This is a genomic window from Flavobacterium fluviale, assembly GCF_003312915.1.
GTDB classification, from domain to species: Bacteria; Bacteroidota; Bacteroidia; order Flavobacteriales; family Flavobacteriaceae; genus Flavobacterium; species Flavobacterium fluviale.
Map to the genome: position 1 here is coordinate 3,450,498 of NZ_CP030261.1, position 12,455 is coordinate 3,462,952.

The following is a 12,455-nucleotide window of genomic DNA, read 5'->3' on the forward strand; positions in this document are numbered from 1 at the left end:
TGGAGGTTTTATTTTACTCTCGTAGAATCTTTTCCATCTTTTTTCCTTTTGCCAGTTCGTCTATCAATTTATCCAGATAACGGATTTTCTGCATCAGCGGATCTTCGATTTCTTCGACACGGTATCCGCAGATTACACCGGTAATTTTGGAGACATTGGGATTCAATTTTGGTGCTTCTGCAAAGAAGGTTTCAAAGTCTGCCTTTTTTTCAATTTGTGCTTTAAGTTGTTCATCGCTATATCCTGTCAGCCATTTGATTACAATATCTACCTCTTCTTTCGTTCTTCCCTTTTTTTCTGCCTTTTGAATGTATAAAGGGTAAACACTCGAAAATAGTATTTTATATACTCTATCGTTTTTCATTACGGTCTTTTTTAGATTAGTTAGGTTTACTGTAAATATAATTCAAAACTTAAAAAAATCAAATGCACTAAATTATTTTATACCTTAGATTTAGTTTAAACAACGTCAATTTCAGCAAACTAAAAAACTATTTATATGGAAAACCAAAACCATTCAAACGACAACACGCCAAAAGTGACTGGAATTGGCGGTATTTTCTTTTTTCTAGATAATCCAAAGGAAACTAAAGATTGGTACGCCAAAAACTTAGGATTAGAAATTAATGATTGGGGTTCAGCAAGTTTTGAATCGAGAAATCTTGATAATCCAGAGCAAATCGAATCGACTCAATGGTGCCCTTTTAAAAAAGGAGATGAATATTTTTCTCCATCTAAAAAAGACTTTATGGTTAATTACCGTGTTCAAAATATCGAAGGACTTTTAGAAAAACTCAAACAAAACGGCGTAACTGTCCTAGACGATATTGAAACGTACGATTACGGGAAATTTGTACATATAATGGATACCGAAGGCAATAAAATAGAGCTTTGGGAACCGAATTAATGGTTGATTGTTAATGGTTGATGGTTAAAGGTTGATGGTTAAAGGTTGATGGTTAACGGTTGATTGTTGAAGTTGGTTTTGAAATAAAAAAAGCTCCATTATTTTTAATGGAGCTTGTGTATTTAGTTTTTTTTAATTCCAAATTTCATTCATTTCGGTCAAAATGATTGGTTTGCCTTCTGTCACTACAATTGTATGTTCGTGCTGTGCCATAAAGCCGCCTTTATTTCCTACCATTGTCCAGCCGTCCTGCAAAGTCTCCGCATAAGTTGAAGTTGTTGAAATAAACGTTTCTATGGCAACTACCGAGTTCTTTTTAAATCTTGTCACATTAAAACGATCTCTATAATTGGCTATTTCATGTGGTGCTTCATGCAGGCTTCGCCCTACTCCATGTCCAGTAAGGTTTTTTATGACTTTATAACCTCTTTTTTTAGCTTCGGTTTCGATTAAAAAACCAATATCAGAAATACGAACGCCGCCTTTTATTTTATTAATGGCTTTTTGCAGGATTTGTCTCGAAGCTTCAACCAGTTTTTGATGTTCGTTAACATCAGAACCAATTACAAAAGAGCCTCCGTTATCTGACCAAAAACCGTCTAATTCTGCAGAAACATCAATATTAATTAAATCGCCTTCTTTCAATATTCTAGTTTCTGATGGAATGCCGTGACAAAACTCATTATCAACACTAATGCAAGTCCATCCCGGAAAACCGTAGGTCAAATACGGTGCAGATTTAGCGCCGAGATCATTTAAAATTTTTCCGCCATAATCATCCAATTCTTTCGTTGACATGCCGGGTTTGGCAAATTTTCTCATTTCTTTTAAAGTGAGTGCAACTGCTTCACTTGCTTTTTTCATTCCTGCTAATTCTGCTTCTGTTGTAATTGACATAATTTGTTTTCTTTAGAATTAAATCTGAACCAAAATTACCACTTTTTCTTTTTTTAAAGATCATTATAAAACTAAAACCTCCAAAATCAGCAGACTTTAGAGGTTTTTATTGTCGTTTATTTTACCATGGACTTTCTTCACTTTCTTCTTCAATATCATTACTGAAGAATTTTCCAGTTGGTCCGTTTTCATCTGTCAGCGTATGTTTTATAATAAAACTAGCGGCACTTTCTACACTTCCAGGTCCGCTGTGATGATTAAAATCCGTAGCAGTATAACCTGGGTCAATTGAATTTACTTTTACATTTAAATCCTTTAATTCATGAGCTAAAGTAACTGTAAAGGCATTTAAAGCCGTTTTAGACGACACATAAGAAACCGCTTTTACAGAATAATATTTCCAGCTTGGATCGCTGTGTAAAGTGAGCGAGCCCAAACCAGAAGTGATGTTGCTAATTCTAGGATTTTTTGATTTTTTAAGTAATTCCAAAAAAGTCTGGGTAACTCTGATAACTCCAAAAAAGTTCGTATCAAATGTCTGCTGGATTCTTTCGACAGAAGTTGTTGAAGAATCCTGCGGTACATCTCCTAAAACTCCAGCATTATTAATTAGAATATCTAATTTTCCCTGCTCTTTCTCGATAATTTCTTTTGCACGTAAAACACTATCAGCGTTTGTTACATCAATCTGAATTGCTTTAATATTATTAAAACCTTCTTGAGTTAGTTTGTTTACTACTTCCTCTCCTTTTTGAAGATCGCGGCTTCCTAAATAAACAAACAATCCTTTTTGTGAAAGTTGTTTTGCCGTTTCTAAACCAATGCTTCTATTTGCGCCTGTAATTAATACTGAATCCATTTTTTATATTTTTAAATTATTGATTACAAAGTTGCATCGATAAAAAACAAAAACATTTGCCATTTGGCAAAAAGCAATTTAACGGATATTTTTTCTAATTCTGCTCAAAGAAGATTGCGTTATGCCTAAATAAGAAGCTAAATAAGAAAGCGGAACACGATTAATAACTTGTGGAAACATTTCCATAAAAGATAAATAACGTGTTGTAGCATCTTCTGAAACCAGCGGACTTCTTCTGGCAACTTTCTGAATCAAAGCTTTATTGATGATTTTATGAACTATTTTGTCCCAGCCAATAATTGTATTTAATAGTTCTTCCCAATCTTTTTTAGAAAAAACAATCATTTTACAATCGGTAACAGCTTGAACGTAGGCAGAAGAACAAATGCTGTTTTCGAAACTTTCTAAATCGACCACAAGATTATTTTCATCTATAAAATATTTAGTAATTTCTTCGCCTTTATTATTGTAGTAACAGACTCTCATTATTCCGTCTACGATAAAACCAACTTCCACGGAAATTTTACCAGCTTCAGAAAAATAATTGTCTTTGCTAATTTCTTTTTCTTGCGCCTTACTTAAAATTAAATCAATCTGCTGCTGATTTAAACTGCCAAACTGCAATATATATTCTACTAATTCTTTCATGCACGAAAGTTAGTTATAAGTTTTTAATCGAAATTTGTCATATGGCAAAAAAAATAGTTGGATAAAATTTATTAGGCGCACCTTTATTCTTACTTTGCATTAGAATCTTTTGTGTATAGAAAATGAAAATAATAAAAAGCAGTTTTTTCAGTCCAAAGAAATGTGAGTATGGTAATTTTGAAATAATACCTGATGAGGGCTGGGAATTTTTGCAGACATTCATAGATTACGAATCTAAACTCTTAATAGTATCTCTCAGCATTAAAGACAAAACCAAATGGGAAAATCATGGTTATAATGGTACTATCATTCCAACTAAAGAGTATAAAGTCGACTTAGAAACCTTACGTATTTTAGAATTCGAAGATTGGAAGCATTATTTCAATTACAATAAAATTGAAATAATAAGCGAAGATGGAAAATACAAATTGATTACTCAAAGAGTTTTTAAACCTGAAAACAATAATGATTCAATCATTGAAGAGTTATATGATAATATTTCTGGCAATCTAATAAGTTCGAGCCGTTCGATCGCTTTTAGTAAAGATAAAAATGAAAATTTATTAGAAAGTAAATACCGTTCTGAGAGAGAATTAGAAGATCGAATAAGAATATATAATGCTAAACCAAATTTAGCTGAATTCTATACGATTCAAATTAATCAGTTAAAAGATCAGGATGTTATAATTTACTATTATGATGCTTTTGACACATTCAAACTTACTTTCGTAAATGATACTTTTGTTTTGTTTAATGGAGATGTATTTCCTTCAAAACAAGAAGATTGGCAGTTATTACAATATAATGAGATCACTGTTTATTCTAATATAGAAGAATTTTGGAACGATTTTATTAAAGAGGAAAAATGGTATTTAAAATATAATATTCATTATGGTTTTGACCACAAAATATTGATTTTGGCAAAACATATAACAGAGTATTTGAATGAATTGCGCAGGGAACAAAAATCTTCATTTAAAGAATATGAAAAAATTAATGAGTGGCAGGGAAGCGTTTGGAGTGATGAGTATAAAAAGAAAGAAGTAAAACAATGGTGTGCCAATTGTTCTAAGTCAGTGAGTTATTATGGACGCTATCCTAAGTATATTTGTCAAGAATGTGCTTCTAAAGACATATACGACAAAGACGGAAATATACTTGAGTTTTCTAACCTCGGATTCTCAGGCGGTTTTAAAGCTATTACAAAAAATAAGCAAGGAGAAATTATAAAAGAAAATCGTACCGATCAATTTTGTGATTGTATAATTGATGGAAAATTATTTTTTGCCCAAGAGGCAAGATTTGGAGGAATTGTAATTCAGCTCAAAGAATAGTTATAATTGGTAAGATTACATTCCCGGCCAATACAAAAAATTGAATTTATGTCAGTCACGATCAGCAAATCCGAAAGTATAGCCCTCTTGAAAATTTTCTGCTTCTGAAAATATAGTTCCGACGATTTCTTCACTTTATCGTAACAAAGGTCTACTTCTTCCCTGCTTACATTACTTCTTTTAAAAAAAGTCGTACTATATTCTTTTTAAAAATGCGTTCGACTTTTTTTAATCGGTCGCGTAGGACTAGTTTCTTTTTCAAATTTGTATCGAAATAAATTTCTAACACAAAAAACGATACTATGACAACTTCAGTAAAATTTTTAGCAGTACTTTTAATAATAAATAACATTTCTTTTGGACAAGATTTTACCAAAAAAATTGATTCTATAATAAAGGATAATTATCAAAAAAATCCAAACGTGGGAATTAGTGTTGGTTTTATCAAAGACAACAAAGAATTCTATACTTCCTACGGTAATTTAAATGCAGAAACTCAAACTAAAATAGATAAAAACTCTGTATTTGAAATTGCATCGATCACTAAAATTTTGACTTCTAATTTAATTGCGCAGGCAGTAAATGAGAATAAAATTAAAACAGATGATTATATAGACAATTTTCTTCCTAAAGAATATGTTTTACATCCAAATCTTAAAAATAAAATCAAAATTTCAGATCTCGCATCTCATCAATCTGGTTTAACTGACATAGATTTTGGAAAGCTGATAGAGCTTAATCCACAACAGCCAGTAAGCAGCGTGACACAAGAAACTCTGACTTCTTTGATTAATAATTGTACCGAACTTACAGATTATGGAAAGTATCGCTATTCTACGATCGGCTATACACTGCTTGGTCAAATATTAGAAAAAATTTATAATAAAAGCTATGATGAAATTATCAGAGAAAAAATAATTATGCCCTTGAAGCTGAAAAATACTTTTACGACAGATTTTAATGTAAAGAACATTACAACAAGTCATAATTCTGAAGGAGGTATTCAAGAATTTTTTAAATGGAATATTACAGCACCTGCAGGATTAGTAAAATCATGTACTTCTGATATGATCGCATATTTAAAGGCCGTTTTATATAAAGAAAACAAAGTTGGAAAAGCAGCTTTAATTACAGAAAAAATCTTTTATAAAGACGAAAGAAGAGAAATGGGATTAGGCTTAAATATTATGACAGATGACAAAAATACGATTTATTCTAAATCTGGAGATTCTATGGGACAGTCATCTATTATCTGTTACAACAGAAATCAAAATTGGGGAATTATTATACTTCTGGATCACAGAAAGTCAAAAATGAGACAAGAATTACTGAATCAGATTTATGATACTGTCTTGAAATAGTTTATAAAAAAACAACCTCCAAGTGACTTCATTTTGGAGGTTGTTTTTTTTAGTTAGAAGAACTTAAGAAACGATAATACTCTTTGATTTTAATTTTTAATCTTTCAGCTAAATATTCGTTACCATCTTTTAATTCATCGTGTATAATTTCAGCCTCTTCGATATATCTTAATTTTTTTTCATCATTCCAATAATATGGAGGCTCATACAAATTCGATATTCTATCCGCCATTTTAACGGCCCAGACTTCTATAGGCTGCTGTTTAATTCTGCTCAAACTATCACGCATTTTTTCAAATGAATCTTGAATGTTTTCATTTTTGGTTAATGCCAGAACTCCAGATGCAACTTGGTTTCCAAATAAATCACTTACTTTTTCATAATCAAGTTCGGTATCTTCTATTGTGTCATGCAGCATAGCACATTTCACTGCTAAATCAGAATTCATATTTTCTGTTAGTCGAACAGCATTTAGAACTTCAAAAACAACACTTCCAATATGGTTGATATACTCTACCCTTTCCCCTTCATTAACTCCGCCGTATTTTTGCCCTTCATGAAGTTTTGAAACCAATTGCCAAACATTCTGAATATCGTCTATTGACCAGTCGCTTTGTTGTACCATATTTATTAATGAATTTTTATATCATGTAATTTATTGCTTTTTTTGAAAATTTGCAATAGTTAGACGTGGTTTTAATTCATCGGACTTTAAAGCGTTATTAATTACTTCTTCTATTCTGCTTTATTTCTATCAATAAGATTTACCATATTAGAATTGAATGATGATAAATTTTCATCTAATGAGGCAAAGAAATCGATGTCTGCATTTTCTACGTCAATAATAGCTTTCTGCAAAACAGTTTCTCCCGAATTCGTTAATCGAATTGTTTTTGCTCTTGTATCAGTTTCATGTTCATGTCTTGTAATAAAACCTTTTTCTTGCAGCGTTCGCAATACTTTAGAAACCATCATTCTGTCGGCATTACTTTGATTGGCAATATCAACTTGTGTTACAGAATCGCTTTTTTTTGAAAGCCAGCCTAAAGCTGCTAACAATACAAATTGCGTCTGCGTTAAATCTAACGGATCTAAAACCTTTTTTAGTTTGCGCTGCCAAAGCATTGTAAGCTGTCCAAGCAGATAACCCGGACTGTCTTTTGGACTTTTAAAATGAAAATTAATTTCTTTAGACATAATGATAGTGAAGCAATTGTTTTATTCCAGAATTTATTTCTAAAATTAATAAATATTACTTTTATTTTGTCTCCAAAAAAGTAAGTTTATAACCGTCCAGATCTTTTACATGAAAAGCTCTTCCAAAAGGAGTTTCTATTATCGGCCCAGCAGTAGTTACTTCATTGGCGATGAATTTTTCTTTCAATTCGTCAACATTTTCATTTACTGCAAACCAAAGCGCTACTCCTGTTCCTAATTCTTTTCCTTCAATTGGTTCTAATGGTGTACGAATGGCAAAACTCGCTTTTCCTTCATTGTATTTAAAAATACAAGCCTGCGGATTAGTATCACCGATTTCAAATCCTAGTTTTTTCTCATAGAAGTCTTTAGAAGCTTCTAAATTTTTTACCTGTAACGATGCAAAAGTTAATTCTCTCATTTTTATAATATTTAAATTGTTGTCACAAATATAGTATACGTGACAACAATATCAAAATGAATTTAATTTTTTTTTTTTTTGAGTTGTTATTTTTCTAAAAGAATTTAAAAATAACCATCTTTTTCGCATAAGAAAGATTATAAATCGCAGTAAAACATTTCTTATATTCGCTTGAAGAAGTTAATAAATTGTTGCAGTACAATAAAAATGAAAAAAAATATATTAATATTGATTTTATTAGCTCCTCTACTTTTTTCGTGTAGACAAGGGAAAGAATCCCTGAAAGATAAAGCTGAGGCAGAACCGTTTCATTTGGTAAAAAATGACCCTATTAAAAACGGTTTGAGTACCATTAGTAAAAAAGACATTTATACTAAATATGAGTATAATGATTCCAAAGGCGCAAGCCTAATAATACAAAATAGCCTCCCAAGGGGTGGAATGAAATATAGCGGTCCTAATAACGAAGTCTATAATTATGCTGTTTTTTGGACTAGAATAATAAACGAAACGGATAATATTCTGGAATTGAAAATTGACTTTCCTATAAATTCATATGAAATACCTTCTTTACCAGGTAAATACTTTAAAATATTAATGCCTCCTGATACAATGGTTCCTGAGAAGGCGCCCTTATTTAATTATGGCTTAACAAATTTAGAATCTTTTTTAGATAAGAATATTTATAAAGCAGCTTCCTTAAAAAGAACTATCAACTCGAAAGAATCAACTGGTTTTTATGTTGTGATGCTCTGCGTGATTGAAGGTGCTAAAGGAACTTTACGAACAGGTCTCAGTCTAAACGAAAAAAATCTTACTTATACAATTAATGGTAAAGAAATAAAGTGTGGAAGTATAATCATAAAAAAAACTCCTTAATTTCTTAAGGAGTTTCTCGGTGGGCGATGAGGGGTTCGAACCCCCGACCCCCTCGGTGTAAACGAGGTGCTCTGAACCAGCTGAGCTAATCGCCCTATTTTACTAGGCTGCTATCGTTTGTGATTGCGATTGCAAATATACAGCTAGATTTTGTATTTGCAAGCATAATTAGAAAAAAAATGAAATTATTTTTCATCTTTTTATTTAGCAATCTATATTTCAGCTTATTAAAAAACAAAGTTTTTTTTCTGTTTTCTTATAATTAAGTTAAAAATCAGATTCTGGATCTGTAATTCTTAATATTGCTTTGTATTCATTCGCTATAGTCATACATTTGCATACCTAAAAATAGTATATTCTAATGGCACGATTTAAAGAAAATGATTTACCTAAATCAAAAATAACTGCTACTTCACTCTCCAAAGCAAAAACAATTTTTACATACGCAGGAAATCACAAATGGAAATTCTTCATCGGATTGATTTTTCTGCTTTTAACAGGAGCTACTGCCCTAGCCTTTCCAAAATTAATGGGAATGCTGGTAGACTGTGTAAAAAACAAAGACAATGACCAAGCTAATACAATTGCACTAGGACTAATTGCGATCTTGTTTTTACAATCGTTTTTCTCATTCTTCAGATTATCATTATTTGTCAATTTTACCGAAAATACATTGGCTAATCTGCGTTTGGCTTTATATACTAATTTGGTAAAACTGCCAATGACTTTCTTTTCTCAAAAAAGGGTTGGCGAATTAAACAGCCGTATCAGCGCCGATATTACGCAGATTCAAGATACTTTGACTACCACAATAGCAGAATTTTTACGTCAGTTTATTTTGATTATTGGAGGTGTCATTTTACTGGCAACCGAAAGTTTAAAATTAACTTTATTAATGCTTTCAGTTGTTCCGTTGGTTGCTATTGCTGCAGTAGTCTTTGGAAGATTTATTAGAAAATATTCTAAAAAAGTACAAGATCAGGTTGCAGAAAGTCAGGTTATAGTTGAAGAAACCATGCAGGGAATCAGCATTGTGAAGGCTTTTGCAAATGAATGGTATGAAATTACACGTTATAAAGGCAAAATTAGTGACGTTGTAAAACTGGCTATTAAAGGTGGTAAATATCGCGGTTATTTTGCTTCTTTTATTATCTTCTGTTTATTTGGTGCTATTGTAGCTGTAGTTTGGTTTGGCGTTCGTTTGAGTATTGCCGGAGAAATGAGCGTAGGACAATTAATATCATTTGTTTTATATTCAACTTTTGTGGGAGCTTCATTTGGTGGAATCGCTGAATTATATGCACAGATTCAAAAAGCAATTGGCGCAACAGAAAGAGTTTTCGAATTATTAGATGAAAATCCAGAAAAAATCAATTCTGATTCTAATAAAAATAAAGAAAAAATAAAGGGAGATGTAACTTTCAATAACGTAGCTTTCAGTTACCCGACACGTCAGGAAATCCAGGTGTTGAAAAATGTAAATTTCAAAGCCGAATTTGGACAGAAAATTGCAATTGTTGGACCAAGCGGTGCTGGAAAATCGACTATTTCTTCTCTTCTTCTAAGATTTTATGATATTACTTCTGGAGAAATTACTGTAGATGGAAAAAACATCTACGATTATGATTTAGAAGACCTTCGTGGGAATATGAGTATTGTACCGCAAGATGTTATTTTATTTGGAGGAACAATTAGAGAAAATATTGCCTACGGAAAACCCGACGCTTCTGATGAAGAAATTGTTGTAGCCGCAAAACAAGCAAATGCTTTTAATTTTATTGAAGGTTTTCCAGAAAAATTTGAAACGTTAGTTGGAGAACGCGGTGTTAAATTATCAGGCGGACAACGCCAGCGTATTGCAATTGCAAGAGCACTGCTTAAAAACCCGAGTATTTTAATATTAGATGAAGCAACTTCATCTTTAGACAGCGAAAGTGAGAAACTAGTTCAGGAAGCTCTAGAAGTTTTAATGGAAGGAAGAACAAGTATCATAATTGCTCACAGACTTTCAACGATTAGAAATGCAGATAAAATTCTAGTTTTAGATAATGGAAAAATTTCCGAAGAAGGAACACATCAGGAATTGATTAATTTAGAAAACGGAATTTACAAGAACTTAAGTAATTTACAGTTTAGTAACTCTTAAAACAAAATTTCAATTTAGAAATTCCAAATCCCAATACAAAAAAAAATCCATTTGCAAAGCAAATGGATTTTTTAGTTAAAATCTAAAATCTATCCCGAGGCTTCGGGACTAAAATCTAAAATCTAAAATCGCACTTCTATAGCAAACCCGACACATTTTAAAAACCTGTCGGGTTTAATACTAACGAAAAAGGTTCCAATTGAAAGTGGAACCTTTTCATATGTAAACTGTAAACCGAGACTGAAAAACTGAAAATTATTTCCCTTTTCTACGTTTACGTTCTGCTTTAATCATAGATAACTCACGGCTTGTTTGTCCAGCAACTGAAGTATTTTCTTCTGCACGACGTATCAAGTACGGCATAACATCTTTAACAGGTCCAAAAGGCAGATATTTAGCCACATTGTAACCATTTTCAGCTAAGTTATAACTGATATTATCGCTCATCCCGTATAATTGACCAAACCAGATTCTATTATCGTTTTTAGCAATTCCCTTTTGAGCCATCATTTCCATTAACTTGTACGAACTCAATTCATTATGAGTTCCTGCAAAAATAGCCATAGTATCCAAATGATCTAACATGTAATTTACAGCAGCATCATAATTATCATCTGTAGCTTGTTTAGAAACACAAATTGGAGAAACATATCCTTTTTCTTCGGCACGTTTGTTTTCTTTTTCCATGTAAGCCCCACGAACTAATTTCATTCCGATGTAGAAACCTTCCGCTTTTGCTATATCATGGAGTTTTTTCAAGTAATCTAAACGATCCCAGCGATACATCTGCAAAGTATTAAATACAATAGCTTTTTCTTTATTGTATTTACGCATCATATCTGTAACTAAGTCATCGGCAGCATCCTGCATCCAGCTTTCCTCACCATCAATCAATAGTGCTACATCTTTTTTGTGAGCTTCAGCACAAACTTTGTCAAAACGAGAAACTACTCTGTTCCATTCTTCTTGCTCTGCTGGAGTTAAAGTTTGTTTTTCGCCCAATTTCTCATACAATTCAAAACGTCCTAAACCAGTTGGTTTAAATACTGCAAAAGGAATCGCTAAACGTTCTTTTGCAAATTCAATAGTTTTTAAGGTCATTTCCAAAGCGGCATCAAACTGCTCTTCTTCTTCTTTTCCTTCAACAGAGTAATCTAATACTGAAGAAACACCTTTAGTAAACATCTTATCAACTACAGTTAAGCAGTCATTTTCATTTACACCACCACAAAAATGATCAAAAACAGTTGCACGGATAAGTCCTTCAACAGGAAGATGTGCTTTTATTGCAAAATTGGTTACAGCAGTTCCAATACGTACCAAAGGTTCGCTGTCAATCATTTTAAAAAGAAAATAAGCCCTATCAAGTTCGGTATCACTTTTAAGTGAAAAAGCAACTTGAGTGTTATCGAATATTTTTTCCATTAAGTTTAGTTTTTGTGCAAAGATATAGAGTGTTTTGAATATTATTTACAAAATGGTCTCATATTTTTCAATTTTCTCAATATCAGTAAAGATTGAATTGACTTAAAAAAATCTATTAAAGATATTTTAGTTGCAAAAGTAAGAATTTACTTTATTTTTATAGTTTTGCAAAAAAAAAGAATGTTTTGAATTCACATGCGATTGATAAAATAATTAACGAAACCAAAAGAAGCCAAACAATTTCCAATTTTACAGTTTTGGCATTTATAATTTCATTACTTGTAATTGATTTTTTACCCTACTTTAAAAGTTTGGAAATCATCAATCCGCAATTTCTGTATCTTTCTGCAATTAATTTTGTTTTAGGTACGTACTTTTATT

Annotated in this window: 13 protein-coding genes and 1 tRNA gene; 5 read left to right on the forward strand and 9 right to left on the reverse strand. The window is 31.8% G+C overall.

The window, feature by feature from the left end; genetic code table 11:
• Window positions 1-13: 13 nt before the first annotated feature.
• Window positions 14-364: a DUF2200 domain-containing protein gene (locus HYN86_RS15135; protein WP_113678794.1), complete on the reverse strand. Its 351-nt coding sequence runs from the start codon at window positions 362-364 to the stop codon at window positions 14-16.
• A gap of 135 nt (window positions 365-499) precedes the next feature.
• Here HYN86_RS15135 and HYN86_RS15140 point away from each other — a divergent pair, with 135 nt between their 5' ends.
• Window positions 500-907 carry a VOC family protein gene (locus tag HYN86_RS15140; protein ID WP_113678795.1) on the forward strand — a complete coding sequence of 136 codons (408 nt, stop codon included), beginning with the start codon at window positions 500-502 and terminating at the stop codon, window positions 905-907.
• A gap of 132 nt (window positions 908-1,039) precedes the next feature.
• Here the strand turns inward: HYN86_RS15140 and map are convergent, their stop codons facing one another.
• The 3 genes from map to HYN86_RS15155 form a co-directional block, all read right to left on the reverse strand.
• On the reverse strand, window positions 1,040-1,804 hold the full coding sequence (map, locus tag HYN86_RS15145; RefSeq protein ID WP_113678796.1) for a type I methionyl aminopeptidase: 765 nt from the start codon (window positions 1,802-1,804) through the stop codon (window positions 1,040-1,042).
• A gap of 121 nt (window positions 1,805-1,925) precedes the next feature.
• Complete coding sequence (locus HYN86_RS15150) at window positions 1,926-2,663, reverse strand: SDR family oxidoreductase (RefSeq protein ID WP_113678797.1); 738 nt, start codon at window positions 2,661-2,663, stop codon at window positions 1,926-1,928.
• Window positions 2,664-2,741: 78 nt separating this feature from the next.
• Window positions 2,742-3,311 (reverse strand): Crp/Fnr family transcriptional regulator, encoded by a 570-nt coding sequence (locus tag HYN86_RS15155; protein ID WP_113678798.1) that lies wholly within the window; start codon window positions 3,309-3,311, stop codon window positions 2,742-2,744.
• 122 nt (window positions 3,312-3,433) lie between these two features.
• Between HYN86_RS15155 and HYN86_RS15160 the strand changes: the two genes are divergently transcribed.
• The gene (locus HYN86_RS15160) at window positions 3,434-4,645 is read left to right on the forward strand and encodes a hypothetical protein (protein WP_113678799.1); all 1,212 of its coding nucleotides are present in this window, start codon (window positions 3,434-3,436) and stop codon (window positions 4,643-4,645) included.
• Window positions 4,646-4,947: 302 nt separating this feature from the next.
• Window positions 4,948-6,006, forward strand: coding sequence for a serine hydrolase domain-containing protein (locus HYN86_RS15170; RefSeq protein WP_113678800.1), 1,059 nt, complete (start codon window positions 4,948-4,950; stop codon window positions 6,004-6,006).
• 49 nt (window positions 6,007-6,055) lie between these two features.
• Here the strand turns inward: HYN86_RS15170 and HYN86_RS15175 are convergent, their stop codons facing one another.
• The 3 genes from HYN86_RS15175 to HYN86_RS15185 all read right to left on the reverse strand — a co-directional run bounded on the left by HYN86_RS15175 (window position 6,056) and on the right by HYN86_RS15185 (window position 7,624).
• The gene (locus HYN86_RS15175; RefSeq protein WP_113678801.1) at window positions 6,056-6,631 is read right to left on the reverse strand and encodes an HD domain-containing protein; all 576 of its coding nucleotides are present in this window, start codon (window positions 6,629-6,631) and stop codon (window positions 6,056-6,058) included.
• Between the two features lie 110 nt (window positions 6,632-6,741).
• Window positions 6,742-7,203: a MarR family winged helix-turn-helix transcriptional regulator gene (locus tag HYN86_RS15180; RefSeq protein WP_113678802.1), complete on the reverse strand. Its 462-nt coding sequence runs from the start codon at window positions 7,201-7,203 to the stop codon at window positions 6,742-6,744.
• Window positions 7,204-7,264: 61 nt separating this feature from the next.
• Window positions 7,265-7,624 carry a VOC family protein gene (locus HYN86_RS15185; protein ID WP_113678803.1) on the reverse strand — a complete coding sequence of 120 codons (360 nt, stop codon included), beginning with the start codon at window positions 7,622-7,624 and terminating at the stop codon, window positions 7,265-7,267.
• A 207-nt stretch (window positions 7,625-7,831) separates the two neighbouring features.
• Between HYN86_RS15185 and HYN86_RS15190 the strand changes: the two genes are divergently transcribed.
• The gene (locus HYN86_RS15190) at window positions 7,832-8,503 is read left to right on the forward strand and encodes a hypothetical protein (RefSeq protein WP_113678804.1); all 672 of its coding nucleotides are present in this window, start codon (window positions 7,832-7,834) and stop codon (window positions 8,501-8,503) included.
• Window positions 8,504-8,523: 20 nt separating this feature from the next.
• Here the strand turns inward: HYN86_RS15190 and HYN86_RS15195 are convergent.
• Window positions 8,524-8,598, reverse strand: a tRNA-Val gene (locus HYN86_RS15195).
• 266 nt (window positions 8,599-8,864) lie between these two features.
• Between HYN86_RS15195 and HYN86_RS15200 the strand changes: the two genes are divergently transcribed.
• The gene (locus HYN86_RS15200; RefSeq protein WP_113678805.1) at window positions 8,865-10,649 is read left to right on the forward strand and encodes an ABC transporter ATP-binding protein; all 1,785 of its coding nucleotides are present in this window, start codon (window positions 8,865-8,867) and stop codon (window positions 10,647-10,649) included.
• Between the two features lie 255 nt (window positions 10,650-10,904).
• Here the strand turns inward: HYN86_RS15200 and HYN86_RS15205 are convergent, their stop codons facing one another.
• Complete coding sequence (locus tag HYN86_RS15205; protein WP_113678806.1) at window positions 10,905-12,074, reverse strand: proline dehydrogenase family protein; 1,170 nt, start codon at window positions 12,072-12,074, stop codon at window positions 10,905-10,907.
• Window positions 12,075-12,455 lie beyond the last annotated feature (381 nt).

What these genes read in the sequence shown, in the direction of transcription:
- HYN86_RS15135 (WP_113678794.1), bottom strand. Translation starts at nt 364, where the DNA reads ATGAAAAACGATAGAGTATATAAAATACTATTTTCGAGTGTTTACCCT.
- HYN86_RS15140 (WP_113678795.1), top strand. Translation starts at nt 500, where the DNA reads ATGGAAAACCAAAACCATTCAAACGACAACACGCCAAAAGTGACTGGA.
- map (WP_113678796.1), bottom strand. Translation starts at nt 1,804, where the DNA reads ATGTCAATTACAACAGAAGCAGAATTAGCAGGAATGAAAAAAGCAAGT.
- HYN86_RS15150 (WP_113678797.1), bottom strand. Translation starts at nt 2,663, where the DNA reads ATGGATTCAGTATTAATTACAGGCGCAAATAGAAGCATTGGTTTAGAA.
- HYN86_RS15155 (WP_113678798.1), bottom strand. Translation starts at nt 3,311, where the DNA reads ATGAAAGAATTAGTAGAATATATATTGCAGTTTGGCAGTTTAAATCAG.
- HYN86_RS15160 (WP_113678799.1), top strand. Translation starts at nt 3,434, where the DNA reads ATGAAAATAATAAAAAGCAGTTTTTTCAGTCCAAAGAAATGTGAGTAT.
- HYN86_RS15170 (WP_113678800.1), top strand. Translation starts at nt 4,948, where the DNA reads ATGACAACTTCAGTAAAATTTTTAGCAGTACTTTTAATAATAAATAAC.
- HYN86_RS15175 (WP_113678801.1), bottom strand. Translation starts at nt 6,631, where the DNA reads ATGGTACAACAAAGCGACTGGTCAATAGACGATATTCAGAATGTTTGG.
- HYN86_RS15180 (WP_113678802.1), bottom strand. Translation starts at nt 7,203, where the DNA reads ATGTCTAAAGAAATTAATTTTCATTTTAAAAGTCCAAAAGACAGTCCG.
- HYN86_RS15185 (WP_113678803.1), bottom strand. Translation starts at nt 7,624, where the DNA reads ATGAGAGAATTAACTTTTGCATCGTTACAGGTAAAAAATTTAGAAGCT.
- HYN86_RS15190 (WP_113678804.1), top strand. Translation starts at nt 7,832, where the DNA reads ATGAAAAAAAATATATTAATATTGATTTTATTAGCTCCTCTACTTTTT.
- HYN86_RS15200 (WP_113678805.1), top strand. Translation starts at nt 8,865, where the DNA reads ATGGCACGATTTAAAGAAAATGATTTACCTAAATCAAAAATAACTGCT.
- HYN86_RS15205 (WP_113678806.1), bottom strand. Translation starts at nt 12,074, where the DNA reads ATGGAAAAAATATTCGATAACACTCAAGTTGCTTTTTCACTTAAAAGT.